Origin of the sequence: Bradyrhizobium sp. IAR9, from assembly GCF_013408065.1 — a bacterium.
Taxonomy (GTDB): domain Bacteria; phylum Pseudomonadota; class Alphaproteobacteria; order Rhizobiales; family Xanthobacteraceae; genus Bradyrhizobium.
In genome coordinates, this window is sequence record NZ_JACBZW010000001.1 from 356,972 (window position 1) to 382,801 (window position 25,830).

A 25,830-nucleotide genomic window follows, 5' to 3' on the forward strand; every position below is an offset into this window, starting at 1 on the left:
GCACCCACCAGCGTAAACCCGCGATTAATACGGTCTGTCTATTTTCCGGAGAATATCTTTCTCCCCGCGCCAATTGCCGGACAGATCATGAAAATCGGAACGCTGCTGACCACCGCCATCGTCTCGCTCTCGACCGTGGGCGGCGGCCTCGCCGTCTACGTCGCCGTGACCAAGTACCAGACGATGGAGCGGATCGGCGAGGCGCAAGGCCGCCTGGCGATCGTCCGCGCCGCCAGCGATATCCCGCGCTATCTCAACCCCGAGCGCGGCTTCTCCACCAACATCCTCTACGGCCCCGCCACGATCGACCCTGCACTGCTCGCCGAACAGAACAAGCTGCGCAAGCAGACCGACGGCGCCCGCGACAGGATGAACGCGCTGCGCAAGGAGCTGCCCGGCTCGTTCGACGACGGCAACAGCGTCGGCAGCAACATCGATGGCATCAATGCGAAATTCACCGCCTTGCGCGAGGCCATCGACAAGGCGCTCACCGGGCCGGCGGAGACCCGCAAGGACGCAGCCAAGAAGATCGTCGCCGACAATGCCGTGCTCAACAGCGGCGTGACCGCACTGCTGAACGAGCAGGTCCGCCGCATGGCGATCCTGAACGGCGACGCCTACCGGCAGGCCAGCTACGCCAATACCGCCATGACGTTGCGCGACGTCGGCGGCTTCAACTCCAGCCTGCACAAGAACCTCGTCGGCGGCAAGAAGCCGGCGACCGATGCCGAGAAGGCCGACATCGGCCGCTCGCAGGGCCGCAACGACCAACTCGTGATGGCCCTTCTGGAATTGCGCGGCAATCCGGCAACGCCGGCGAACGTCGCCACCGCACTGGAAAAGTTCAATTCGATCTATGTCGAGGAATTCGGCCGCGAGCTCAAGCTCGTTAAGGACGGCGCCGTCAGCGGCAAGTACGAACACGATATGGACACCTATTACGCCGCCACGCAGCGCGGCCTCGGCACCATCATCGAGGTCCGCGACGCGTTCTATGACAATGCCGAGCAGATCCTCGCCGGCGCCTCCTCGGCCGCGCGCACCAGCTTCACCATCGCGCTTGCAGGCCTTGCCGCCGTGCTCGTCGCGAGCGTCGGCCTCATCGTGATGGTTCGCCGCCGCGTCTGCGCGCCGATCGTCGGCCTGACGAGCCGGATGTCGCGGCTTGCCGAGGGCGAGGTTGCGGACAGCATCCCGGGCGCCGAGCGCTCCGACGAGATCGGGGCGATGGCTGCCGCCGTCCAGGTCTTCAAGGACAACATGATCCGGGCCGACCGGCTCGCGGCCGAGAAGCAGGCCGAGAACGACGGCAAGATGCGCCGCGCCCAGGCGCTCGACGAACTCACCCGCGCGTTCGAGGCCAAGGTCACCGAGCTCGTCGGCGGCCTGTCCCGGGCCTCCTCGACCATGGAAAGCACGGCCCAGTCGATGACTTCGACGGCGGCCCAGACCAACAGCCAGGCCGCGGTCGTCGCCACAGCCTCGGAGCAGACCTCGACCAACGTGCAGACCGTCGCCAGCGCCACCGAGGAGCTGACCTCCTCGATCTCCGAGATTGGTCGTCAGGTCGCTCAATCCACCGAGATCGCGGCCCGCGCCGTCGAGAACGCCCGCCGCACCGGCGACACCGCACGCACCCTCGCCGAGGGCGCGCAGAAAATCGGCGACGTCGTCACGCTGATCCAGAGCATTGCCGAGCAGACCAATCTGCTCGCGCTGAACGCGACCATCGAGGCCGCCCGCGCCGGTGAGGCCGGCCGCGGCTTTGCCGTGGTCGCCTCCGAGGTGAAATCGCTGGCGGGCCAGACCGCCAAGGCCACCACCGAAATCTCCGAGCAGATCACGGCGATCCAGACCGCGAGCGACGAGACAGTGGCCGCGATCCGCAACGTGGCCGACGTCATCGGCGAGATCGACCAGATCGGCACCGCGATCGCCGCAGCGATCGAGGAGCAGGGCTCGGCGACCAAGGAGATCGCCCGCAGCGTCCAGGAGGCCGCCCGCGGCACCCAGGAGGTGAACACCAACATCGCAGGCGTGCAGCGGGCCGCCGACGATACCGGCGCGGCCGCAAGGGAAGTGCTCGGCGCCGCCGAGCAGCTCTCGACCCAGTCGCGCGATCTCGCCGGCCAGTTCGACCGCTTCCTCGGCGAAGTCAGGGCGGCGTAGACAAGTTCAGTAAGGCGGCGCCTTGCGCGCCCGCTGCGCCTTCGCCGCCTCGATCCACCAGGCGAGATCGTCGGCAAAGCGCGGGAACGCGCGCTCCAGGGCCTTGCCGCCATCACCGATCGGCTCGCTGTCGGCCGACAATGTCTGTGCGATCGGGCCGACCCCGATGGTGCTCGACACCACCACCATGCCCATCTCCGACAGCGTGCCGTGCCAGGCGGTCGCGGCGCGCGCGCCCGAGAAGCGGCCGGCGGAATAGCTCACGATCGCGGCCGGTCGCCAGAACCACTCTTCGAGGAAGTGGTCGGTGAGATTCTTCAGGCCGGGCTGGATGCCCCAATTGTACTCGCCGGTGACGAAGACGAATCCGTCGGCGTCGCGGATCTGTCCGGCCAGAATCTCCAACGCTTCGGGTGCCGACCCCTTCGGATACTCCTTGTACATGCGATCGAGCATCGGCAGGCCGATCGCCTTGGCGTCGATCAAGGTGACATCGTCGCCCCGCGCGCGCAGCCGGTTGATGACGAAATTCGCAAGGCGGATGCCCATGCGGTCGGAACGGTAGGAACCATAGAGGACGAGGATGCGATTGCTCATGGCCGGATGGTAGCACAAAACCGGCGTCCGGCCCTACTCGATCCGTCAACTATCGCCCGCGTCCGCGCTCCAGCGTTTGCGACGGCGTCTCGCCGAACTGGTCGCGGTAACTTCGGGAGAAATCGCTGAGATGCCAGAAGCCGAACGCAAGCGCCACCGCCTTGACGCTGTCGGCGCCGGCGAGCAGCCGTCGGCGCACCAGCCACAGCCGGCGCAGGCGCAAGTAACGGTGCAGGCTCATGCCGCGATAGCGTCGAACGACGTCGTGCATGGTGCGAACGGACAGTCCGAGCTTGCGTGCAATCTCCTCGCTGTAGATCGGCTGCGATAGGTCATCGGACAGTAGCGCACTGATATCCCGGAACATCCTGAAGTTCCGCTCGTCATTGGGGCGCAGCGTCCAGCGGACCGAAACGACATCTCCCAACACGTGGTCGACGGCCGCGAGCAGGGATTCCTTCATTGCTCTTGCCTTGACCAGGAGATCTGACGCCTCGACGGGCTCTGAGGCCGCGGCCAGCACCTCACGCACCACACTGCGCAGCCGGTCCAGGCCAGCGGCACTCGTTTCGAAAATCTTGAAGGTCTGGGAAGCTCTGGGCCAGCCGCGGTCCCTCACCTCCGGGCTGAAAACCACTGAGGCGATTTGCCGCTGCACCTCCTCGATGACGGTGTAGGCCGCGCCGCCGCTGCCAATGACCACGGCCGGGCGCGCACGTTGCGAGCCATTGAAGCGAATGGGGACGTTGAGGTCGTCCATCGTGAAGCCGATCGCCGTGCAATTCCCGACGAGCTGTGCATCAACGACCCGGGGAAACGCGCACGTCAAATTCACGTCGCACCCGGGCAACGACAGAATTGTCTGCTCAGACGAAATCTTCCGTACGAAAGGCGTGAACTCGAAATTCAGCCCGCGTATGGCGCTTCGAAATTCGTCGACGTCTGAAAAACGAAATGTCTTGAGTGCCAGCCTGGGCACGTCATCAATGCTGTTCATGAAAATACGAAACCCGGTGTCGCAATCGACGCGCATCCGGCAACGGTGCCGATCCGCTTCCCCTTTTTGGTTTCTCGTCGGACCTGAAGAATCAATCCTAACGTGTCCTGATCAATTGGGAAGGGTCCAAGTGAAAGGACAAGCCGGGACGTCGAGCCTTGCCGATTTTCGATAGCATTTCCCGAAATGCCGCGGTGTATAATACCCTGGGATTTAATTCTCAAAATTAAAAATTAACATCTTTGAGGCCCAATAAAGCTCGTTAAATCGTATAGCTATTTTATTTCAGGCTCCTGCCATGATGGCAAATTCGCCTGCTGATATTTTGGTCGAGTTGGAGGATGCGGTCGCAACTTGCCCGCTGGACCGCTGCGCTCGCATCCTCGAAGGCATTTTGCAGCTGCTCACCGGCAGCCGCGACCGGCCTCAGGAATTGCTGGCCAGTGTGGTCGACGGCGTCCTGCTTCGATTGACGGAGCGGGTCGAGGCCAGCGCATTGATTCAACTCGGCGCGGCGCTTGCCGAGCTCAAAGTGGCTCCGCCGAAGACCCTGCAACGTCTTGCCTTACACGACGATCCCGGCGTGGCCTGCCCCGTTCTGCTCAAATCGCAGGCGCTCTCCACGTCGGATCTCGAAACAATCGCGATTTCGAGCGGCGAACCGCAGCAACTCGCGATCGCGGTCCGAGCGCGCATCGAACCCCGATTGACCGAGACGCTCATCAAGCGCGGCGGCCGCGCCGTTCACCTTGCGCTGATCAGCAACGCAGGGGCGCGGTTCTCCGATGCCGCCTACGTCGCGCTCGTTGAAACGTGCGCAAGCGATGACGAACTCACGAAGGCCCTGGCGCTCAGACCAGGCACGCCAGATCCGGTCCTGCGGAAATTGCTGCCGGCCTCGCCGGCCCCCGACGCTCGCGCGGAGCCAAAGGCTTCCACCGTCTCGTGTCCTCGAGCGGCAGCGCCGATCGTGCCCAAGCTGCCTAGCGCGGCCGCTTATGCAAGCGCACGGCCGGAGATCGTCGCGCTCAACCGCATCGGCAAGCTCAACGATTCTGCGGTGAACCGCTTCGCGATCCGCGGCGAGACCGCCAATTTGTTCACCGCCTTGTCGGTGCTTTCGGGGACCCCCATCGAGATCGTCGAGCACGTCATGACCGACGGCGATTGCGAAGGCCTGGTGATGGCCTGCCGGGCGTCGCGGCTGAACTGGCAGACCACGCTTGCCATCCTGAGCAACCGCAGCGGCACCAGGCTTTCCTTTGCCGAGCGCGAACGCGCACAGCACGTTTTCGAGACGCTGCTTCTGTCGACCAGTCAGTGGACGGTGCGGTGGGGGGAAATCGCCGCAAGCGTCAAGGAGAGCAGTCGGCGAGATCGCGGCGCAAAAACGGGGGGTAGCCGATGAAGTTCGACGGCCGCAAGGCGGCGCGCGTGCGGATGGACCACAGGCAGGCCGTCAATCTGATGGGCTCTGACGGCACATGGCGGCGCAGTTGCGTTCTGCTCGACGTGTCGCAGACAGGCGCAAAGGTCGAGGTCGAGGGCACGCTGGACGTGCTGCAGGCCAAGGAATTCTTCATGCTGCTGTCGTCGACCGGGCTCGCCTATCGGCGCTGCGAGTTGGTCTGGATCGATGGCACCACGGCCGGCATTCACTTCGTCACCGCTGACGGCAAAAAGAAGCCGGCGAGCGCACCCTCGGCTGCTACGCAGACCGTCGCCCGGAGCAAATAGGCCAACAATTCATCCCAATTATTGCAATCCACGATAGTCCAGGTCGAGCCGTGCAGAACGCGCGAACCATCCTCAGCCCCGTCAACGCGGACGGCATCCGCGAGAAGGAAGCGGCCCGCTCCTTCGTGCATGTGCTGGCGGATACGTCCGACAGGCTGGCCGGCGTCTGCACGATCCTTGAGGACCGTTTCGCCGTCGCCGGCGAACGGCTGGACGCCGAAGCCAAGCTGTCGCAGGTGCCCGCCGCCATCGTCATCCGCGCGGACCTGCGCGACGTCGACAATATCGCCGCCCTCAAGAGACGGGCTGGCAAGCTCGCCAAGGCGAAGAAGCGGATATTTCTCCTCGAGCACAGCTCTCACGTCGGTATCTCGCAAGCCTACGCGCTCGGGGCGACGCTGGTCCTTCCCAGCACTGTCGGCCGGACCAAACTGCTGGCGGCACTAACCGATCCGGCCGACGGATCGTCCGCTGCGTCAGGCGACACACTGCAACCGGACAACGCCGTCGAGGCGGCGGCGACCGCTGTCGCATCGATGTTCACGGCTGTGACCCTGGGTCAACCTCTTGACATAGACGGCACCAAGGAGGTCGGCCGCCAGATCGCCGATCGCATAACCGAGCGAGGTCTTTCGGAATGGCTCTCGACGGTACGGCGCCACCACGAGGGAACCTATCAGCACTGCCTGCTCGTGACCGGCCTCGCCATCGACTTCGGCCTGAGCCTCGGTGTCGGAAGAGCCGATCTGGAGCGTCTGTACTCGGCAGCCATGTTCCACGACATCGGCAAGGCGCAGATTCCGCTGGCCATTCTCGACAAGCCGGGCCGCCTCGATGCGGAAGAACGTGCCCAGATCGAGACCCATCCAGCCGCGGGCCACGCGTTTCTGAAAGGGCACGACAAGATTTCACCGGAAATTCTCGATGCCGTTCGTCATCATCACGAGTACCTCGACGGCAGCGGCTATCCCGATGCGCTCTGCGCCGAGAGCATTGGCGACATCGTGCGGATTTTGACCATCTCGGACATCTTCGCGGCGCTGATCGAGCGCCGGCACTACAAGCCGACCATGCCGCGCGCGGAGGCCTACAACGTCTTGTGCGGGATGAATGGGAAGCTGGAGAAGGCTCTGGTCCACTCATTCAAGCAGGTCGCGCTCACGCGGTGAGCGCGACAGACCCGTCTCGAACGCACCCTAATGGGTCGCGCGATGGCTGGCGCGGTGCGGGATGGACCGGCAGGCCAGGCCGTCGGCCAGCAGATTCATGTCCTCATGCCGGCCGCTGCGAATCAGCCGGCCGAACTCTTCGGGTGTGAAAGGAAGACTTGGATCAGCGTCGATGGGGCGCCGCAGCCGCGGGCCGAAGAACCATCGAACCAGGCTAGCCAGCCGCCGCATGTCAATTCCCTCGCGCCAGCAACAAACCTCTCAGTCTGCATATTGTTCCTCCCGCATCTTCGAGATTGCAAGAGGCCGCGAACGACTCCGCACCAAAAAATTTGCGAGAGAATAATCTCCTCTTCATCATGCTAATCGGCAAAACCCACGTAGCGCACGAACTCTTCGTTAGGCTCGCGGTCCGAGCGAACGGCGTTCGCGGCGAGTCGTCGTCGGGATAGCCCATCGCGACGCAGGTCATGATCATCTCGTCCTCCGGAATTTTTCGCGACCTCGCGCACGATGTCGGAGCGCATGATGCCCTGCCCGTTGGTGACAGAGCCGAGACCGCGGTCCCGCGCCGCGAGCACGATGCCGCAACAGGGCGCACCGAGATCGACCCGGCTCGTTCTTGAAGCCACGCACGCTGCGGCATGACTAGACCAGCGTTTCGAATTCCACCCTCTAAAGCCTCCCCGCCCTTCATCCACCGGCCTGACGACACGGCCGGTTGCCGATGCGGCGCGCAAAATCTATGCTAAGCGGCAAGCAAGACCAAGAACCCTGGAGGACCGCAACCATGGCCGCGCCACTCGATCCCGTCATCGCCCAGATCATTCCGCTCATGCCGATGCGCGATCCCACGGTCATGACGCCACAGAGCGCCCGCGATTCCTTGCGCGCATTGGCTGCTTCGCGCGCCGCCATCCCGCCGCCGCCCGTCGCCAGCGTCGAGGACATCAAGGTGAAAGGTGGCGCCGGCCCGCTTCCGGCACGCGTCTATCGGATCGGCAGCACGCCCGCGCCAACCGTGGTGTTCTTTCACGGTGGCGGCTGGGTCGCGGGCGACCTCGAGACCCATGACCGGCAGGCGCGCAATCTTGCAATCGAGACCGGCGCCGTCGTCATCTCCGTCGACTATCGCCGCCCGCCGGAGACGCGCTTTCCGGGCGCGTTCGAGGATGCCTTCGCCGCCGTGAGTGATATCTTCGACCGCGTCGCGGAATTTGGCGGCGACGCAAAACGCCTCGGCGTTGCCGGCGACAGCGCCGGCGGCAATCTCGCCGCGACCACTGCGATCGCCTGCCGCGATGCTGGCATCAAGCTCGCCGCGCAATTGCTGGTCTACCCCGTGACCGACGTCCTCGGCGCTTACGCCGACGTGCGCGAGAACGCGCGCTATCCCTCACGCGCCGAGAATGCCGAGGGCTACTTTCTGACGCGTGCCACGATGGAATGGTTTTGCGGCCATTATCTCGCCGAGCCCGATCACGCCCTTGATTGGCGCGTCTCGCCGCTGCGGGCCGCCTCACTTGCGGGCCTTGCACCCGCGGTCGTGACCACCGCCTGGTTCGATCCCCTGCGCGACGAGGGCGCTGCCTATGCGCGGGCGCTGGAGGCCGCCGGCGTGCGGGTCAAGCATCACGAGGGCCCCGGCCTGATCCACGGCTATTTCGGCATGGGCGACGCCTCGGACGTGGCGCGTGCCGAGGCGCAGCGCGCGCGAGCCGACTTCAAGGCCCTGCTGGCGCGCGGGACCTGACGCAGAGCCGAGACCCGGCGGACTTGATCTCTAGCGGCAGCGGACGGTCAGCCAGTGGCCGCCGCCACATCGAAGAAGCCGGTCGCCTGAACCAGGCGACCATCTTCGCCAAAGCGGCCGAAGCTCTCGCCCTTGACGAAGACGCGGCCGGCGCCGTCGTACATGGTCCAGCGGAAAAGCGCCTGCTCGTGGTGTTCGAGGAAGCTGTCGTTCCTGAAGTAGGCGCCCGGAAATTTTTGCTGCGTCTGCCCGATGCGGGCCATCAAGGCTTCCCGCCCCGCCACCTGCGAGCCCGGATCCGTGTACACGCAATCGGCGGCCACGCTCTGTTCGAGCAGCCGACGCCGTTCGCTCTCCTCAACGGGCCCCCATGCGGCCTGATAGGCGTTCCACGTCCTCAGTCGCGCTTCGTCGTTCATCTCGCAACACCCTCTTGCTTTTCCTGATCATGACAAATTGACAATTATCGAAATTTTGTCAAGATGCGAACGATTGATGGGGAGATCATGGTTCAATCCCGCGCCTCGAAAGAACAGCTTGCCGTCGCGGCTGCGACCACGGTCTTTTCGCGCTACGGCTATGCCCGAACGACGATGGGCGACATCGCCTCTGAGGCGGGGATATCGCGGCCCGCGCTCTACCTGCTCTTCCACGACAAGGACGCGGTGTTCGCGGCAGTCATCCAGGGAATGGACGAGCAGAAGCATCGCGAGATCAGGGCCGCGATCGCCCGCCTCGACGGGCTTCACGCCAAGCTGCTCCACGCTTGCAAATCCTGGGGATGTCATGGCTTCGACCTGGTCGAGGCGCATCCGGATTCGGCCGATCTCTTCGACCTCCGCTTCCCCGCAGTCCGACAGGTCTATGACAATTTCCAGTCCCTGGTCGTCGAGCTCATCGGGGATCAGGTGCGGTCCGCAAGGGGAGCGGACGAGCCCGAAGTTTTGGCGCGCTGCCTCGTGTTCGGCATGCGCGGACTGCGGGAAACAGCCAGGAGCGGCAAGGAGATGCGGCGCTTGATCGCCGTTCAGGTCGCCATGCTCGTCAGAAGCATCGGCGGCAAGGTTTAGACTGTGCAGAGCGGCCTATCGCGCGCTCCGCGTTCCCTCTGCGCGGGTGTGCCCCCAAGTCTCGTCCCAATCCTGGCCGGCGGCGTCGACCACGCGGCCGTCGGCTTCGAAGAACTTGTTCGGCACCTGGAAGATCGCGAGGATCAGGGCCCCGTCCGGACACCAGGCGGCATGCCGACTGCCTGCCTCGCGCCAGATGAATTCACCGGCCTTGCAGGCGATGCCCTTGGCCGGCCCCTCCTTGTCGACGAGTGCGCCTTCGATCACCCAGCTCTGCTCGATCCCGACATGCTCGTGATCCGGCAGCACCGATCCCGGCGCAAACCGCATCAAGGCGGTCATCAGGCCGGTGCGGCGATCGAACAGCAGTGTCTTGGCCTCGCAGCCGGGAAAGCGCGTCGTCTGCCAATCCATGTCTTGCGGCCGAACCAGGTGCGAATGCTGATCGGCGGCTTCCCAGTGTTTCGGGATCACGGCGTCCATCACGATGCTCCATCCAGTTGAGCTGGCCAAGCCTAGCAGCATTGCCCGCCGCGGTCAGCGAGCAGTGCAACAGGAAGCGAGCCTGTTGCCAACTCCCACTCGAAAAAATCGCCAGCCGGACCGGACGGCAGGCCCTCATCCAGCTTGATTGCGCCACGATTCCCGGCTCCAATCTCTCCGCCATTTCTGGTTTACGGAGACACCCATGATGAAGCGGATTTTCCTGGCTGCAATCGTTGCCACCTTTGCGGCAGGCTCGGCCTTCGCGCAAGAAACCTGCGAGAGCAAGGCGGTCGGCAAGGACGGCAAGCCGCTCGCCGGCGCCGCCAAGACCTCGTTCCTGAAGAAGTGCAAGGCCGACGCCTGCACGCCCAAGGCCGTCAGCGCCGACGGCAAGCCGCTCGCCGGCGCTGCCAAGAACAGCTTTATGAAGAAGTGCGAGGTCAGCGCATAAGGCGCGCTCGGTCTACCCCCCTCGCCCCGCTTGCGGGGAGAGGGTTGGGGTGAGGGGGAGTCTCCGCGGGGGCGGCGACAGCTGAGCCGGAGGAGTCCCCCTCACCCGAATTTGCGCTTCGCGCAAATTCGACCTCTCCCCGCAAGCGGGGCGAGGTGAAGAGGTTCACTCCCGCTTGAACTTATAATCAAACGCGTCGCCCAGCGGCTTGATCAGCCCCGCCGTCGGCGCAGGGAAATGAACCGGTAAAATCAGCGTGTCGGTGTCCGCCACGGAGGCGAAGAATTTTCGCCGCGAGAGAGCCGACTGCTTCGGGTCCCAATCCGGCTTCGCCGACCAGTCCGGCTCGCGGCACTGGATCTGGTGATGCATGAGGTCGCCCGCGACCACCGCGCGCTGGCCCTTCGAAAAGATGTTCACACAGCAATGACAGGGCGAATGTCCCGGCGTCGGCGTCAGGGTGACGGTATCATCCAGCGCGTAATCATCGTCGACCAAGAGCGCCTGCCCCGCTTCGACGATCGGCAGGCAATTGTCGCGAAACACGGTACCGGGCGGATTGCTGCCCTTGGCGTTCTCCGCTTCCCAGGCCGCGTATTCACCCTTGTGAAAGACGTATTTCGCATTCGGAAATGTCGGCACCCAGCGGCCGTCGCGCAAACTCGTGTTCCAGCCGGTGTGATCGATATGCAGATGCGTGCAGAACACGTAGTCGATCTGCTCAAAACCGATGCCGAGCGCGAACAGCTCGTTGCGCCAGCGCTCCTTGCCCGGAAAATCGAACGGCGGCGGATGGCCCTTGTCCTCGCCGGTGCAGGTATCGACCAAAATGGTGTAGCGCGGCGTGCGCACCACAAAGGTCTGGTAGGTGATGACCATCATGCCGCGCGCGGCGTCGAACACCTCGGCCTCCATCGTCGGCAGATGACGGCCGAACACGCCCTCGTCATAGGCCGGGAAGAAATCCCGCGGCCGCCGCCACGGCCCCTCCCGCTCGATCACGGCGTCGATGGTGATCTCGCCGATCCGGAGTTGCTTCATCGCCGTTTCACTCCCTTTTTTTTCAAAAGCGTAGCGAGGGCGGCCGGGGCGTTCAAGCGAGCGAATTGATTGCAAATCTCCCGATCTGGTTGTAGCCCGGATGAAGCGAAGCGTAATCCGGGACGGTCTGCATGGTTCGCTATCGGCGCAATCTTCTTCCCGGCGGCACCTTCTTCTTCACCGTGACGCTGGACGATCGAACATCGTCCGCGCTGATCGATCATGTCGACCAACTGCGCGGCGCATTCCGCGTCACACGGGCCGAACGACCATTCGAGATCGACGCGATCGTGATCCTGCCCGATCACCTGCACGTCATCATGACGCTCCCGGACGAAGACGCTGACTTCTCCGGGAGATGGCGGCGGATCAAGAGCCTATTCACTCACCGGCTGGCGTCGTCCGGCGCCCCGATCTCCCGCAACGACCGTGGCGAATTCGCTTTGTGGCAAAAGCGTTTCTGGGAGCACACCGTCCGCGACGATGCGGATTTCGAACGATGCGCCGATTACATTCATTATAATCCGGTCAAGCACGGGCTCGTCGCGTCACCGGTCGATTGGCCGTACTCATCGCTCCATCGCTACGTTCGGGCTGGTATGCTCGCTCCCGATTGGGGAGGCGTTGGCGAGATCACAGGCAATTTCGGCGAACGTGGAGACTGATCCCGGATTGCGCTGCGCTTCATCCGGGCTACGGGTCCAACGACCTGCACTTCGTAGCCCGGATGAAGCGAAGCGTAATCCGGGGCGACCATCCGCATCGCACGACTGCCCATGTGGCACGAATCCCGGATTGCGCTGAGCTTCATCCGGGCTACGGGTCCAACGACCTGCACTTCGTAGCCTGGATGGAGCGAAGCGTAATCCGGGGCGACCATCCGCATCGCACGACTGCCCGTGTGGCACGAATCCCGGATTGCGCTGCGCTCCATCCGGGCTACCCGCCCCCCAATTACGACCGCAACCCCGGCGCCTCCTGCCCGGTGCGCGCAACATATTCCGTGTAGCCGCCGCCGAACTGGTGGATGCCTTCCGGTGTCAGTTCCAGCACCCGGTTCGACAATGTCGCCAGGAAATGCCGGTCATGCGAGACGAACAGCATGGTGCCCTCGAAATCCGAAAGGGCCGTGATCAGCATTTCCTTGGTGGCGAGGTCGAGATGGTTGGTCGGCTCGTCCAGCACGAGGAAGTTCGGCGGGTCGAACAGCATCTTGGCCATCACCAGCCGCGCCTTCTCGCCGCCTGACAGCACGCGGCAGCGCTTCTCGACGTCGTCGCCGGAGAAGCCGAAGCAGCCGGCGAGCGCGCGCAGGCTTCCCTGCCCCGCGGTCGGAAACGCGTATTCGAGCGATTGAAACACCGTCTGCTCGCCGTCAAGCAGGTCCATCGCGTGCTGGGCGAAATAGCCCATCTTGACGCTGCCGCCGACCGCCACCGTGCCCTGGTCCGGCTCGCTCGCGCCCGCAACGAGCTTGAGCAGCGTCGACTTGCCGGCGCCGTTGACGCCCATCACGCACCAGCGCTCCCTGCGCCGGATCATGAAATCGAGCCCGTCATAGATGCGCTTGGCTCCGTAGCCCTTGTGCACGTTCTTGAGCGCCACGACGTCCTCGCCCGAACGCGGTGCCGGCGGAAAATCGAATGCCACGCTCTGGCGGCGGCGCGGCGGCTCGACCCGCTCGATCTTGTCGAGCTTCTTCACCCGGCTCTGCACCTGGGCCGCATGCGAGGCGCGCGCCTTGAAGCGCTCGATGAACTTGATTTCCTTGGCGAGCATCGCCTGCTGGCGCTCGAACTGCGCCTGCTGCTGCTTCTCGTTCTGCGCGCGCTGCTGCTCGTAGAATTCGTAGTCGCCGGTATAGGTGGTGAGCGAGCCGCTATCGATCTCGATCACTTTTGAGATCACGCGGTTGATGAACTCGCGGTCATGCGAAGTCATCAGCAGCGTGCCTTCGTAATCGTGCAGGAATTTTTCCAGCCAGATCAGGCTTTCGAGATCGAGATGGTTGCTCGGCTCGTCGAGCAGCATCACGTCCGGGCGCATCAAAAGAATACGCGCCAGCGCTACGCGCATCTTCCAGCCGCCGGAGAGTTTTCCGACGTCGCCGTCCATCATCTCCTGGCTGAAGCCGAGGCCGGACAGCGCTTCGCGCGCGCGGCCGTCAAGCGCGTAGCCGTCGAGCTCCTCAAAACGGTGCTGCACCTCGCCGTAGCGGGTGATGATCTCGTCCATCTGGTCGGCTTTGTCAGGATCGGCCATGGCGGCCTCGAGCTCGCGCAGCTCGGCCGCGACCTCGCTGACGGGGCCGGCCCCGTCCATCACCTCGGCCACGGCACTGCGGCCCGACATCTCGCCGACGTCCTGGTTGAAATAGCCGATGGTGACACCGCGATCGGTCGAAACCTGCCCCTCGTCGGGCAGTTCCTCACCGGCGATCATCCGGAACAGCGTGGTCTTGCCGGCGCCGTTCGGCCCGACAAGGCCGATCTTCTCCCCCTTGTTGAGGGCCGCGGAGGCTTCAATGAAAAGGATCTGGTGGCCGGCTTGCTTGCTGACGTTGTCGAGGCGGATCATGACTGTCTTTTGGGGGATTTTTGCGTTGCAGCGTCATAGGCCATGCCGGCGCGGAGGGGAAGCCCGGCGGGGTACGAAATCGGACTAGGCCGATACCGCCTCCTGTCATGGGCCGACCGCTCACGGCAACTAAACCGCGACCGACAGCCCAGGAGCGGGCTGCCGGCGGCCAGCCCCGCTGTCACTCGCGGTTTGTGCTCCACATCATGCGGGAGCTTGCGCCGAGCGTTTCCGCCTCCTCCGATCTTTGGAAGGTCATTGGCCTATGCCGTGATCTCGATGACTTCCACACATCCGGCGACTGGAGTTGGCATGGTCTCGTGACGGTCAGCCGGCTCGGCCACAACATTCCCGTCGAGACTCAACATGCGAACGCCGCGATGCAGACGTTCGCCTTCATCTTTGCTGCGCCGCGACAGGCCCGTGAGTATCTCACTACTGAACGCTCGAATGGGATCGCCTAAGACTAAGGAATGCGACATCGGGTAGCTTGTCGGATGCCGGCAATACGTCCAAACTTCGATCAAAGTCGCTGGAATGCGGCCTACCTCCAGCGGTTATCGACGCGCACCGAAACGCGTTCGAACAACGAAGCCGCCAGGGAGGACGTCCATGACTGTAAAGTCTGAAAAGACCAGAACCACTCGTCGCAAATTCTTGCTGACGGCCGGCGCCGCCGGCGCTGCCACCATCGCCATGCCGCAAGTCAGCCGCGCGCAAACGGCGACCCTGAAGATGCAGGGCTCGTGGGGCAAGGCCGATGTCTTCAACGAAATGGCCGAAGACTATGTGAAGCGCGTCAACGAGATGGCCGGAGGTCGACTGCGCATCGACTATCTGGTCGGCGGCTCGGTCGTGCATCCGTTCCAGGTATTCGATGGCGTTCATGGCGGCCAGATCGACGCCGCACACACGGTCACTGTCTACTGGTACGGCAAGCACAAGGCCGCCTCGCTGTTCGGTACAGGCCCCGTGTTCGGCTTCAACGCCAACGAAGGCCTCGGCTGGATCCACAACGGCGGCGGCAAGGAGCTGTTTGAGGAGCTCCAGACCAAGATCATGAACGTCAACATCAAGAGCTTCTTCGCCATGCCGATGCCGACCCAGCCGCTCGGTTGGTTCAAGAAGCCCATCACCAGCGCGGATGACCTCAAGGGCTTGAAGTATCGCACGGTGGGCCTGGCCGCCGATCTCTTCCAGGCGATGGGTGCATCCGTCGCGCAGCTACCCGGTGGCGAGATCGTGCCCGCGATGGAGCGCGGCGTGATCGACGGGTTCGAATTCAACAATCCGACCTCGGACCGGCGCTTCGGCGCGCAGGACGTCGCCAAGAACTACATGATGGGCAGCCATCATCAGGCGACGGAATATTTCGAGATCATGTTCAACCGGACAAAATTCAACGCGCTGCCGAAGGAACAGCAGGCGATCCTGCAATACGCAGCCGAAGCTGTGTCCTCCGCCAACGAATGGAAAGCCATGGATTATTATTCGAAGGACCTGCAGGAGCTGATTAACAAGGACAAGGTCAACGTCGCGCGGACGCCGAAGTCGGTGTTCGACGCGCAGATCAAGGCGTGGGACGGTCTGATCGCCCAGCTCGGCTCGGATCCGTTCATGAAGAAAGTCATGGACTCGCAGAAGGAATGGGTGCGCCGCGTGGTCTACTACAACACGAATAACGCGACGGACTACCGCGGCGCCTTCGAGCATCACTTTCCTGGCGTGCTCAAGGTCTGAGGGCTGTCGCGGCGCGATTGGCGTGAGGCCGTATAGAGGGGCGGCGCGATCGAAGCGCCGCCCACGAATTAGGGGGACGTCCGGATGTATTGCTCGCAGCGAGTTCGGCTCGCATGACGAGATTTCTGTTCTTCATCGACGAGCTGAGCACGTGGGTCGGCAAGGCGTTTGCATGGCTGATTCTCGTCCTTACGCTGAGTGTCAGCTACGAGGTGTTCGTGCGCTACGTGCTGCGTGCGCCGACCACTTGGGCTTTCGACATCAGCTACATCACCTATGGCGCGATGTTTCTGATGGCCGGCGCATATACGCTCTCGCGCAACGGCCATGTCCGCGCCGACGTGGTCTACCGCCTCTGGTCGCCGCGCACCCAGGCAACGATGGACCTCGTCCTGTATATCCTGTTCTTCCTGCCGGCGATCGGGGCGCTGATGTATGCGGGCTGGAATTACGCCCAGATGTCGGTGCGGTTCCGCGAGGTCAGCATCTTCAGTCCGGCCGGCGTGCCGGTGTTTCCGCTGAAGGCGCTGATCCCGCTCACCGGCTTCCTTCTGTTCCTGCAAGGGATCGCCGAAATCATTCGCTGTGTGCTTTGCATCCGCACCGGCCGATGGCCGCAACGCCTGCACGACGTGGAAGAAACCGAGAGCCTCGTCATCCGCGAGCATCAGCAGCAGGCGGTTGAGCCGCAGCGCGAGAAGGGACCAGGCGCATGACCGATCCTCAACTCGGCATGCTGATGTTGGGCCTCTTCATCTTCATCATCATGCTCGGATTCCCGATAGCCTTCACGCTGATGGCGATGGGCGTCTCGTTCGGCTACTATGCCTACTACACCCCCGGTCAGGACTTCTTCCAGAATCGCATCTTCACGCTGCTGGTGCAGAAGACGTTCGAGGTCACGTCCAGCGATGTTCTAGTTGCGGTTCCGCTCTTCCTGTTCATGGGCTATCTGGTCGAGCGCGCAAACATTCTCGACCGCCTGTTCTACTCGCTGCAATTGTCGATGAAGAACGTGCCGGGCGCGCTTGCGGTGGCCACGCTGATCACCTGCGCGATGTTCGCGACCGCCACCGGCATTGTCGGCGCCGTTGTCACGCTGATGGGCCTGCTGGCCCTGCCCGCGATGTTGCGAGCGGGCTACGACACCAAGCTGTCGGCAGGCGTGGTCTGCGCCGGTGGCTGCCTCGGCATCCTGATTCCGCCGAGCATTCTCCTGATTGTCTATGCGGCGACCGCCGGCGTTTCAGCGGTCAAGCTTTATGCGGCCGCGTTCTTTCCGGGATTCTTGCTCGCTGGCTTCTACGTCCTCTATGCGATGACCCGCGCGATCATCAATCCCGCGCTCGCGCCGAAGCTGCCGCGCGAACAGACCGACGTGCCGACGTCCAAGGTCGTCTGGGCACTTGCCACGTCATTCCTGCCACTTGCGTTGCTTATCGTTTCGGTGCTCGGCGCGATTCTGCTTGGCTTGGCAACGCCATCCGAGGCGGCCGCGGTGGGTGCCCTCATGAGCATGGTTCTGGCGGCCGCCTATCGTTCGCTCAACTACGAGATGCTGCGCGAATCCGTGTATCTGACCGTGCGCGCCACCGCGATGGTTTGCTACCTGTTCATCGGGTCGTGGACGTTTTCCGCGGTGTTTGCCGTCCTTGGCGGACAGTCGGTGGTGGAGCAGTTCTTCACCTCGATGGACCTTTCGCCGATCCAGTTCCTGCTGCTGACCCAGCTGATCATCTTTCTGCTCGGTTGGCCACTGGAATGGACCGAGATCATCATCATCTTCGTGCCGATTTTCCTGCCGCTGCTTCCCCAGTACGGCATCGATCCGATCTTCTTCGGCATCCTGGTGGCACTGAACACGCAGACGGCGTTCAACACGCCGCCGGTCGCGATGGCCGCCTTCTATCTGAAGGGCGTGGCGCCGCCTCAGGTGAAGCTAACCGACATCTTCTCCGGCGCGCTTCCCTTTGTCGGCCTCGTCTTCCTCACCATGGCGTTGGTCTACATCTTCCCGGAGATCGCATTGTGGCTGCCCACCTATCTCTATGGATCCCGATGAGCGGACCCGGTAAACCGCAGAAAGTCGGCGCATGAGTCTCAACGCGCTCGGTCTCACGGAAGCTGCGACCGGCATCCGCGATGGCCGCCTCAGTTCGACCGAGCTTGTCGGCGACTGCCTCAGGCGCATCGATGAGGTCGATCGCGAAATCCATGCGTGGGCATTCCTCGATCCCGACCACGCGATGCGGCAGGCAGAGGCAGCCGACGATCATCGCAAGCACGGCAAGGCTTTAGGCCCGCTGCATGGCGTGCCCGTCGGCATCAAGGATATCTTCGACACCGGCGACATGCCGACGGAATTCGGCTCAGATCTGTGGGCCGGACGCACGCCGCGCCGCGATGCGGCGGCCGTGGCGCGTCTGCGGGCGGCTGGCGCTGTGATCCTCGGCAAGACGGTGACCACCGAGTACGCGTACTACAATCCCGGCAAGACCCGAAATCCGCACGACACGGCTCACACGCCCGGCGGATCGTCCTCGGGCTCCGCCGCGGCCGTTGCGGCGCTGATGGTGCCAGGTGCCATCGGCTCGCAGACCAACGGCTCGGTAATCCGTCCTGCCGCCTTCTGCGGCGTGGTCGGTTTCAAGCCCACGCACGGCATCATTCCGCGCACCGGCGCGCTTGAATTGTCGCGCACGCTCGATCATGTCGGCGTGTTTGGGCGCAGCGTCGAGGACGTGGCCCTGCTCGCCGAGGCCCTCGCCGGCTTCGACCAGGAGGATCCGGACACCCGGTCTGTTGCGTGTCCGCCGTTCTCCACGGTCGCGGCGAGCGAGCCGCCGTTACCGCCGCGATTTGCCTTCGTACGCTCTCCGGTCTGGGATCAGGCCGAGCCGGTGACGCATGATGCCTTTGCCGAGCTCGTCGAGGTTTTGGGTGACGCGTCGAGCGAAGTCGAGCTTGGGCCCAGCTTCGACATGGCCGTCGATATGCACCGCATCATCATGGAAGTCGATATGGCGCACAATCTGCGGCGCGACTACCAGCGGGGCGCCGACAGGCTGAGCACACCGCTGCGTCAGGCGATCGAGCGCGGCCGCACGCATCTCGCGCTGGATTATCGCAACGCACTGTCCGGCATTGCGCCGCTCAATCAGGCGCTGGACCATATGTTTGACGAATATGACGCGATCCTGACGCCCGCAGCGCCGGGCCCGGCGCCCGGAATTGAGACGACGGGCAACCCGATTTTCTGCACGCTTTGGACCTATCTCGGCGTGCCCGCCATCAGCCTGCCGTTGATGAGCTCCGAAACCGGCCTTCCGCTCGGCGTTCAGCTCGTCGGCCGCCGCGACAACGATGCCCGCCTCCTGCGCACGGCGCACTGGCTTGTCAGGACCATCGGGCGCACCGGTCGTGGCACTCGGCGCAAAGTCGCGAGCGCCGGGGCGAAATCGGCTCCCGGTGCGGAGAAAAGGAACGTGCGATGACCAATGCGATCACCGGACTCATCGGCCTCGCGCTCGTGGTGACATTTCTTGGAATCCTGGTGGTTTGGATCAAGGCCATCCCGCTCATCATCATAGTTGTCAGCGTCATGATTCTGGCAGTGATCGATTTCGTGCGATCCCTGCGGACGAACGGCGGGCTTCGCTGACTGCCGGGCTGGCAAGACCGCCGCGTCTCCATCGATTCACCAGAAATCCAGGCGCTTGCAGGCCATCGGCCTGCATCATGGCCACCTATTGCGCGCCAACTATTCCGCAGTGTATCTCGCCGTCAGCGAATGACCGTGCAAACTCGCGGAAAACACCACAATGGCCTTTGGCGACAGCTCGGCCTGCAGCTTTCCCGCCATCAGGTTGGGATTGGCCGGCGCGAGCGGAACGGTGACGGTCTTGCCGCCGTCCTGAATCGTTGCGCGCCCCCGCATGTCCTTGGTCGACAACGGAGAACCATCGTCGTCGCCCACATAAAAGACAATTTCCGTGCCGTTGCGGACAAACTCGATCGGATGTCCTTGCGACTTGACGACGGGACCGCCGTTGCTGCCTTTAGCCTGCGCCGTGGCAGAACTCGGGGCAGCGGCGATCACAGCGATCAGGGCAAGGAACGCATATTTTCTCATCGGTAGCTCCTCGGGGCTTGTGCGGAGTTCAATAGGCTTCCGCGGGGGTGAAGGTTGCGGCATGTCCGGCCGCCAGGCGGTCCAACGGCGGCTGGCCGAACATCAGAAACAAAATTGGGGTCACGATGGTGTCGAGGATCGTGGCGCTGAGCAGGCCGCCGAAGATCGTCACGGCCACGGGGTGCAGGATTTCCCTGCCCGGTTGATCCGCGCCGATCAAAAGCGGCGTCAGGGCAAGTCCTGCGCAGAGCGCCGTCATCAGAACGGGGCTGAGGCGCTCCATGCTGCCGCGAACGACAAGCCCGGTTCCAAAACGCTCGCCCTCATGAATGGCGAGATTGATGTAGTGCGAGATCTTCAGGATCCCATTACGCGCCGAAATGCCGGCAAGCGTGATGAAGCCGATCATCGACGCAACCGACAAGGGTTGGCCGGAGATCTTCAGCGCCGCAACGCTGCCGATCAGCGCGAGCGGTATGCCGCCCATGATGATCAGCGACAGCGCGGTTGATCGGTAACGACTGTAGAGGACGATGAAGATCAGGGTCAGGGATGCCAGCGACAGAATGCCGATGCGCCACGAGGCCTCCTGCTGGGCTTGAAAGGCACCTTCGAGGTTGGTGGTGTAGCCTTGCGGAAAATCGAGCTCCCGAACCGCCTTCTGGATGTCGGCAGCGATATCGGCGATGTCGCGGCGCCCGTCCCCATTGCCGTAGACGACGATCCTGCGCTGGGTCCCCTCCCGCTGAATCTGGTTCGGTCCATCTGTCTCGACGACTTCAGCCAAAGCGCTCAGCGGAACGAATTCCAGGCCCGTCGGAATGAGCAGGTTTTGCAGCCCGGTTGTCGAACGGTCTTGCTCCGACAGGCGCATGACGACGTCGAAGCGGCGGTTACCGTCGACGATCTGGGAGACCTTCCGGCCATTGGAAAGCGTGTCGAGTGCCTGGGTGATCGCGGCCGGCGTCAGGCCATGAAGTGCGGCGCGAGCATGGTCGACCTGAACCCGCACCTGCGGAATGAGCACCTGCTTTTCGACCTGGAGATCGACCAGACCGGGGATCGCCGATAGACGTTGCCGCACGGTTTCGGACAGGCGGCGCAACATCTCGATGTCCTGTCCAAAGATCTTGAGCACGATCTGGGCACGAATACCCGACTGGAGATGATCCAGGCGGTGGCTGATCGGCTGTCCGATGGTGACCGCCGCCGGCAGCGCGGACAGTGCCTCTCGGATGCCCGCATAAATGTCCGCCTTCTGCCGGCCGGACGAAACGAGATCGACATCGATCTCGCTGTAGTGCACGCCTTCGGCGTGCTCATCGAGCTCCGCGCGGCCGGTGCGGCGCCCGACCGATTTCACCTCGGGCACCTTTGCGAGCAACTGCTCCGCCAGGAGTCCAAGACGGTTCGACTCCGCGAGCGAGATTCCCGGATTGTATTGCAGCGACAGCACCAGCGTCCCTTCATTGAAGGGGGGAAGAAAACTGCGGGGCATCTGGCTCGCGGCGTAGCCTGCCACGACGACCGCCGCCGCGACTGAGCTCAGCACGAGACCCGGCCGCTCGAAAGCCCATCCCAGCACCAGCCGATTGGCCTGCTTCAGCTTGGTGACAACAAGGCTTTCGCGGTCGCCTGAATGGGTCCGCCCCGAAAGCAGATAGTAGGACAGAACCGGCGTCACCGTGATCGACGTCAGCAGCGAAGCGAGGATCGAGACCACATAGGCCACACCAAGCGGCGTGAACAGCCGTCCTTCGATGCCCGGCAGGGCGAATAGCGGCACAAAGACGAGAACGATGATCATCGTTGCATAGACGATGCTGGAACGAACCTCCTGGCTCGCCCCGGAGATCACGTCCAGAACATGACGCGGCGTGCTGGACGCGGCGTTCCCCCGCAAGCGCCGCAGGATGTTTTCAACATCCACCACGGCATCGTCGACCAGTTCGCCGATGGCGATGGCAAGGCCACCCAGCGTCATCGTGTTGATCGTGAGCCCGAAGGCGCGGAACACCAGGATCGTCACGAGGATCGAGATTGGAATGGCCGTCAGCGAAACGAGCGCGGCGCGTCCGTTCATCAGGAAGACGAACAGGACCATGGCGACCACGATGGCGGCCTCGACCAGAACGCGCTCAACGTTGCTTATCGATGTCTCGATGAAGGTGGCCTGGCGGAATTGCACGTTGGTGACGTTAATCCCACTGCGCATGGTGCGTTGCAGGTCCCTGAGCACGGCTTCAATGTTGCGCGTCAATGCCACCGTATCCGCGGCTGGCTGCTTCATGACGCTGACGATGACGGCGGGCTTGCCATTGTAGCCGGCGTCGCCCCGCTTGGTGCGCGCGGCGAAATCAACGGCGGAGACCTGCTTCAGCAGGATCGGTTGCCGGTCGCGGGTGGCAACGACGGTGTTGCCGAGGTCCTCGATTTTCCTGGTGAGTCCGACATTGCGGATCAAATATTCGCGGCCATGCTGGTCAACAAAGCCGCCGCCGCTGTTGGTGCCGAACTTTGCGACCGCCTGCTCGATCTGGTCGTGAGTGACGCCGAGCGCCTGCATCGTCGCAACGTTCGGCGTCACCCGGTATTGCCGGACCTCGCCGCCGATGGGTATCACCTGGGCGACACCGGGAATGGCAAGGAGCTGCGGCCTGACGACGAAGTCGGCGATCTCGCGCACTTCCATGGGCGAAGCTGTGCCATCGCTCGTCAGCGCGATGAGCATGATCTCGCCCATGATCGACGTCACCGGCCCCATCTGGGGATTGACTGAAGAGGGCAATTGTTCGCGGATCAGCGCCAGCCGCTCCGAGACGAATTGCCGGGCGCGGTAAACGTCGATACCCCAGTCGAATTCGACGTAAACGACCGACAGACCAACACCCGAGACCGAGCGCACCCGGATCACGCCGGGCATGCCGTTCATCGACGTCTCGATCGGGAACGTCACAAGCTGTTCGACCTCCTGAGGCGCCAGTCCCTCTGCCTCGGTCAGAATGTTGACGGTCGGGCGGTTGATATCCGGCAGGACGTCAACAGAAATGCTCGGCAGGACAAACAGGCCGTAGCCGACCAGCACGGCGGCTACTGCCAGCACGAACAGGCGATTGCGCAGACTTGCTTGCACGATGAGCTTGAACATGAGCGGTCTACCGGATCTGGTTGATGAGGTCGGTGCCGCGAACGACGATGCGTTCGCCCTCGTTGAGGCCGGCCGCCACAATCACGTGGGCCGCGTCGACCGGCAGCACGCGAACGGGCTTCGGCTCGAAGCGCTCGGGTCCGGAGTGCAGCCAGACGATATTCTCGCCGTTACCGCTCCGAACGACGGCATTGCGCGGAAAGAGCAGGCCCGTTACGGGTGCGCCGGTCTGGACCATCACATTGAGCGGCTGACCGATATTGAGGCCCGTTGGCGGCTCCGGCATCGCAAACTGAACGACGGATGCATGCTGGCGCAAAGCCCGGCTCGTTCCAACGAAGGTCAGCGCAATCTGCTGCCCATTCGGGGCCATCGCCGTTGCAGCTTCCGGCTGCTTCAAGCCGATATCGTCATAGGCCAATGCCTCGACCCAAAGGCTGCTTGGGTCCGCGATCTGAAACAGGATGTCTTGCGGCTGAATGACCTGGCCCGGCACGACCTTGGCGGAGGTGATGATGCCGTCGGTCGATGCCCGCAGCTCCTCGAAGCCGGTGCGGGAATTTCGGACCATTTCGCGGCGCGCCCGCAGACCCTCCAATTCACTTTCGAGGTCGTTGACCTGCCCTTGCGGCACCGCGCCGCGTTCGGCCAACGGCCTCAGCCGTCGCAGCTTGTTTTCCGTGACGGCCATCAACTGTTCGATCTCACCCACCTTCTCGAGGATCGTCGTGCGGTCTGCGACCGGCAGATGCGGCTCGATCTGGATGAGCAGATCGCCCTTGCGAACGGTCTGTCCAATGCGAGGTATGCCTCCATTGCTCGGAACGACGCGGCCCCCGTAGACGCTCTGCACGATGCTGCTCCGGTTGGGGTCGGCCATGACGCGGCCGATCAGCGTGACCGCGGGATGAATCGTCTGCGGCTCGGCTGCGGCGGTCCGCACATCGAGTAACCGCTGCGTCGGCTTGGCCGCGAAGACGGTGCCGTCTTGCAGGCGCCGCGGCGCATCGCTCAGTGCGGGAGCGTCTGGAGGATTCGGTGGCGTTGGGTTCGTCCGGCCCTCTCCGAACATGATGGCGGCGAGAATGACGAGCGCCCCTGCCATCGCGGCGGAAATGGAGGCGGCCATGCTGCGGCCACGTCGCCTCCAATAGGCGAAGAGAAGGCCGAGACCCAAGGCGGCTAGCGCGGAGGCAGCGATGGCAATTCGCCTTGAGAAAAGCCAGCCACGCTCATGCTTCTGTTCCGGGAGTCGGGCATCGCCGGCACGCGTCGGTATGAAGGAGTCGACCAGCAGATCATTCCCCTTCCTGGCGCTAACCGAGAAGATGACTTCAACCGATCCAGGCGGTGTGCCATTCGGGATCGTCGCCGTGTAGACACCCTCTCCGTTGCTCGGAGCCTCGATTGGGGCGGAATCGCCGATCGTGACTTGCAAGCCAGCATCCGAAACCGGTTCGTTCGTAACTGCATCGTCAATGAAAACGGAAAGCTTGCCGTCTTTCACGATACCGACGATCTCATAGAGCTCGGAGCGCGCGACAACCCTCGGATAGGCTGATGAGACAGCCGCCGGTTTGTCAGCATCGCCGTGATCGTGCCCCTCATGGGCAAAGGCGCCTGATAGACCAAAGAACAGGCTTGCCAACCAGCCAAGACCGGTCAGCCAAAGAGTTGTTGGCCGCCCTTTCGGGCAGCGCTGATTCATGAACATGGAAAGATCCTTCAGACATGCAGAAGGCGGCGGCCGAGGGCCGCCGGGATCACGCGATGCTGAAGGTACTTGGTGGCCGGATGAGTGCCTCGGGACTTACCCCGATAATGACCCGCGCAACCGGCAGTTCGACAGCGCCGAGCACTTCAAAGGAATCGAGCAGGTCGATGAACTGCGGTGAGGCGATGGAGGTGCCAAACATGTCCCAAACCACGCCTGGAGCGCCCTCGTCGTCGTGATCGGGCCCATCATGAACGTGGCCTTCGGCGTCGTCACCGCCATGGGAATGCACATGGCCCACCAGCTGATCGTGAAAATGCAGGGAACCACTTAACGTGACCGAAGGTGCAGGCATCGCGCCAACGGCCGCCTGCACCTGCGAAACCGAGATCAGGGTCACCTGAATCACAAAGGCCCATATCGCCACGAACATGGCCGTTCTGGCGAGTTGACGAAGTCGTTGGACAACACCGTGCTGCACGGCAAAGACCTAGGTCATCCGCGCCGCGATTTCAAGGCGACGATGCGCGCGCATCGTCCATCGGCGAGAGCTTGCCGGCGTCTCGGTCCATCATCTCTCGGCTGAATCCGAGGCCGCCAGCGCCGCGTGCGGCCGGAAGCGGCCTCGAACATCACTCGGCCGATTTGTCTTGCTTGTGCCGGAAGGGATCGGCGCTGTCATCGTGACCGCTGCGGCTGCTGAAGAACATCAGCGCCATCAGTCCGCATCCGATCAGCAAGGAGAAAAATGTGCCAAGGCCTAACGCGATCCAGCCGTGCCTGCCGATCTCGACCCCGCTGCTGGCATTCCATACCGAAACGGCCCAGACACCGGTCAAGATCAGGATCATGGCCAAAACGGCGAGCAGGAGGATCTGGCCCTTGCTGATGCGTTCCATGGTCACGCCTCCTGGTGCTTGCCGGACCAACAAGCTGCGCGGGAGGCCGTTCCTCGACCGTCGAGAGCAATTACCGTTTCAGGCATCGGTCGCGGATGGCCCAAAGGCGTTCTGGTGACACCCCTTTCGTATTTTTTACGCATCAACGGC

General features: G+C 63.3%; 27 protein-coding genes. 14 read left to right on the forward strand and 13 right to left on the reverse strand.

Features of this window, described 5'->3' with window-relative positions; translation table 11 throughout:
- Nucleotides 1-87 precede the first annotated feature (87 nt).
- Entirely contained in the window at nt 88-2,169 is a 2,082-nt protein-coding gene (locus GGD67_RS01700) for a methyl-accepting chemotaxis protein (RefSeq protein ID WP_179730637.1), read from the forward strand.
- Nucleotides 2,170-2,175: 6 nt separating this feature from the next.
- Here GGD67_RS01700 and GGD67_RS01705 read toward each other — a convergent pair whose 3' ends face one another.
- Together GGD67_RS01705 and GGD67_RS01710 are read right to left on the reverse strand one after the other, a co-directional pair.
- Nucleotides 2,176-2,766: an NADPH-dependent FMN reductase gene (locus tag GGD67_RS01705; RefSeq protein WP_179730638.1), complete on the reverse strand. Its 591-nt coding sequence runs from the start codon at nt 2,764-2,766 to the stop codon at nt 2,176-2,178.
- 49 nt (nt 2,767-2,815) lie between these two features.
- Nucleotides 2,816-3,763: an AraC family transcriptional regulator gene (locus tag GGD67_RS01710; RefSeq protein WP_179730639.1), complete on the reverse strand. Its 948-nt coding sequence runs from the start codon at nt 3,761-3,763 to the stop codon at nt 2,816-2,818.
- Between the two features lie 298 nt (nt 3,764-4,061).
- Here GGD67_RS01710 and GGD67_RS01715 point away from each other — a divergent pair, with 298 nt between their 5' ends.
- From GGD67_RS01715 to GGD67_RS01725, 3 genes are read left to right on the forward strand one after another with little or no spacing between them, the layout of a single operon-like run.
- Nucleotides 4,062-5,171 (forward strand): DUF2336 domain-containing protein, encoded by a 1,110-nt coding sequence (locus tag GGD67_RS01715; RefSeq protein ID WP_179730640.1) that lies wholly within the window; start codon nt 4,062-4,064, stop codon nt 5,169-5,171.
- Nucleotides 5,168-5,500: a PilZ domain-containing protein gene (locus tag GGD67_RS01720; RefSeq protein WP_028144927.1), complete on the forward strand. Its 333-nt coding sequence runs from the start codon at nt 5,168-5,170 to the stop codon at nt 5,498-5,500. Before GGD67_RS01715 ends, GGD67_RS01720 begins: the two co-directional genes overlap by 4 nt.
- A 50-nt stretch (nt 5,501-5,550) precedes the next feature.
- Nucleotides 5,551-6,669 carry an HD domain-containing phosphohydrolase gene (locus tag GGD67_RS01725; protein WP_179730641.1) on the forward strand — a complete coding sequence of 373 codons (1,119 nt, stop codon included), beginning with the start codon at nt 5,551-5,553 and terminating at the stop codon, nt 6,667-6,669.
- 27 nt (nt 6,670-6,696) lie between these two features.
- Here the strand turns inward: GGD67_RS01725 and GGD67_RS01730 are convergent, their stop codons facing one another.
- Nucleotides 6,697-6,900, reverse strand: coding sequence for a hypothetical protein (locus GGD67_RS01730; RefSeq protein ID WP_179730642.1), 204 nt, complete (start codon nt 6,898-6,900; stop codon nt 6,697-6,699).
- 131 nt (nt 6,901-7,031) lie between these two features.
- Entirely contained in the window at nt 7,032-7,196 is a 165-nt protein-coding gene (locus GGD67_RS01735; RefSeq protein WP_246783173.1) for a hypothetical protein, read from the reverse strand.
- 263 nt (nt 7,197-7,459) lie between these two features.
- Here GGD67_RS01735 and GGD67_RS01740 point away from each other — a divergent pair, with 263 nt between their 5' ends.
- Nucleotides 7,460-8,422: an alpha/beta hydrolase gene (locus GGD67_RS01740; RefSeq protein ID WP_018322922.1), complete on the forward strand. Its 963-nt coding sequence runs from the start codon at nt 7,460-7,462 to the stop codon at nt 8,420-8,422.
- A 47-nt stretch (nt 8,423-8,469) separates the two neighbouring features.
- On the opposite strand, the gene GGD67_RS01745 is transcribed toward GGD67_RS01740, so the two are convergent.
- Complete coding sequence (locus tag GGD67_RS01745) at nt 8,470-8,841, reverse strand: nuclear transport factor 2 family protein (RefSeq protein WP_179730643.1); 372 nt, start codon at nt 8,839-8,841, stop codon at nt 8,470-8,472.
- A gap of 87 nt (nt 8,842-8,928) precedes the next feature.
- Between GGD67_RS01745 and GGD67_RS01750 the strand changes: the two genes are divergently transcribed.
- Nucleotides 8,929-9,492, forward strand: a complete 564-nt coding sequence (locus GGD67_RS01750) for a TetR/AcrR family transcriptional regulator (protein WP_179730644.1) — start codon at nt 8,929-8,931, stop codon at nt 9,490-9,492.
- A 15-nt stretch (nt 9,493-9,507) separates the two neighbouring features.
- On the opposite strand, the gene GGD67_RS01755 is transcribed toward GGD67_RS01750, so the two are convergent.
- On the reverse strand, nt 9,508-9,975 hold the full coding sequence (locus tag GGD67_RS01755) for a cupin domain-containing protein (RefSeq protein WP_179730645.1): 468 nt from the start codon (nt 9,973-9,975) through the stop codon (nt 9,508-9,510).
- A gap of 205 nt (nt 9,976-10,180) precedes the next feature.
- On the opposite strand from GGD67_RS01755, the gene GGD67_RS01760 reads away from it, so the two are divergent.
- On the forward strand, nt 10,181-10,429 hold the full coding sequence (locus GGD67_RS01760) for a hypothetical protein (protein WP_018322918.1): 249 nt from the start codon (nt 10,181-10,183) through the stop codon (nt 10,427-10,429).
- 165 nt (nt 10,430-10,594) lie between these two features.
- Here the strand turns inward: GGD67_RS01760 and GGD67_RS01765 are convergent, their stop codons facing one another.
- A complete protein-coding gene (locus GGD67_RS01765; protein WP_179730646.1) occupies nt 10,595-11,470 on the reverse strand; it encodes an MBL fold metallo-hydrolase in 876 nt (291 codons plus the stop codon).
- A gap of 131 nt (nt 11,471-11,601) precedes the next feature.
- Between GGD67_RS01765 and GGD67_RS01770 the strand changes: the two genes are divergently transcribed.
- The gene (locus tag GGD67_RS01770) at nt 11,602-12,135 is read left to right on the forward strand and encodes an REP-associated tyrosine transposase (RefSeq protein WP_179730647.1); all 534 of its coding nucleotides are present in this window, start codon (nt 11,602-11,604) and stop codon (nt 12,133-12,135) included.
- 289 nt (nt 12,136-12,424) lie between these two features.
- Here the strand turns inward: GGD67_RS01770 and GGD67_RS01775 are convergent, their stop codons facing one another.
- Entirely contained in the window at nt 12,425-14,047 is a 1,623-nt protein-coding gene (locus tag GGD67_RS01775; protein ID WP_179730648.1) for an ABC-F family ATP-binding cassette domain-containing protein, read from the reverse strand.
- Nucleotides 14,048-14,253: 206 nt separating this feature from the next.
- On the opposite strand from GGD67_RS01775, the gene GGD67_RS01780 reads away from it, so the two are divergent.
- The 6 genes from GGD67_RS01780 to GGD67_RS01805 all read left to right on the forward strand — a co-directional run bounded on the left by GGD67_RS01780 (nt 14,254) and on the right by GGD67_RS01805 (nt 19,448).
- The gene (locus GGD67_RS01780) at nt 14,254-14,511 is read left to right on the forward strand and encodes a hypothetical protein (protein ID WP_179730649.1); all 258 of its coding nucleotides are present in this window, start codon (nt 14,254-14,256) and stop codon (nt 14,509-14,511) included.
- Between the two features lie 148 nt (nt 14,512-14,659).
- Nucleotides 14,660-15,787 carry a TRAP transporter substrate-binding protein gene (locus GGD67_RS01785; RefSeq protein WP_018322913.1) on the forward strand — a complete coding sequence of 376 codons (1,128 nt, stop codon included), beginning with the start codon at nt 14,660-14,662 and terminating at the stop codon, nt 15,785-15,787.
- Nucleotides 15,788-15,900: 113 nt separating this feature from the next.
- Complete coding sequence (locus GGD67_RS01790; RefSeq protein WP_179730650.1) at nt 15,901-16,503, forward strand: TRAP transporter small permease subunit; 603 nt, start codon at nt 15,901-15,903, stop codon at nt 16,501-16,503.
- Nucleotides 16,500-17,849 (forward strand): TRAP transporter large permease subunit, encoded by a 1,350-nt coding sequence (locus GGD67_RS01795; protein ID WP_179730651.1) that lies wholly within the window; start codon nt 16,500-16,502, stop codon nt 17,847-17,849. Before GGD67_RS01790 ends, GGD67_RS01795 begins: the two co-directional genes overlap by 4 nt.
- 31 nt (nt 17,850-17,880) lie before the next feature.
- Entirely contained in the window at nt 17,881-19,281 is a 1,401-nt protein-coding gene (locus GGD67_RS01800; protein ID WP_179730652.1) for an amidase, read from the forward strand.
- The gene (locus tag GGD67_RS01805; protein ID WP_018322909.1) at nt 19,278-19,448 is read left to right on the forward strand and encodes a hypothetical protein; all 171 of its coding nucleotides are present in this window, start codon (nt 19,278-19,280) and stop codon (nt 19,446-19,448) included. Before GGD67_RS01800 ends, GGD67_RS01805 begins: the two co-directional genes overlap by 4 nt.
- A 99-nt stretch (nt 19,449-19,547) precedes the next feature.
- On the opposite strand, the gene GGD67_RS01810 is transcribed toward GGD67_RS01805, so the two are convergent.
- The 5 genes from GGD67_RS01810 to GGD67_RS01830 all read right to left on the reverse strand — a co-directional run bounded on the left by GGD67_RS01810 (nt 19,548) and on the right by GGD67_RS01830 (nt 25,680).
- Nucleotides 19,548-19,919: a hypothetical protein gene (locus tag GGD67_RS01810; RefSeq protein ID WP_246790722.1), complete on the reverse strand. Its 372-nt coding sequence runs from the start codon at nt 19,917-19,919 to the stop codon at nt 19,548-19,550.
- Nucleotides 19,920-19,947: 28 nt separating this feature from the next.
- On the reverse strand, nt 19,948-23,067 hold the full coding sequence (locus tag GGD67_RS01815; RefSeq protein ID WP_179730653.1) for an efflux RND transporter permease subunit: 3,120 nt from the start codon (nt 23,065-23,067) through the stop codon (nt 19,948-19,950).
- Between the two features lie 7 nt (nt 23,068-23,074).
- A complete protein-coding gene (locus GGD67_RS01820) occupies nt 23,075-24,781 on the reverse strand; it encodes an efflux RND transporter periplasmic adaptor subunit (protein ID WP_246784233.1) in 1,707 nt (568 codons plus the stop codon).
- Nucleotides 24,782-24,830: 49 nt separating this feature from the next.
- The gene (locus GGD67_RS01825; protein WP_179730654.1) at nt 24,831-25,214 is read right to left on the reverse strand and encodes a hypothetical protein; all 384 of its coding nucleotides are present in this window, start codon (nt 25,212-25,214) and stop codon (nt 24,831-24,833) included.
- Between the two features lie 199 nt (nt 25,215-25,413).
- Entirely contained in the window at nt 25,414-25,680 is a 267-nt protein-coding gene (locus GGD67_RS01830; RefSeq protein WP_018317469.1) for a hypothetical protein, read from the reverse strand.
- Nucleotides 25,681-25,830: the final 150 nt, after the last annotated feature.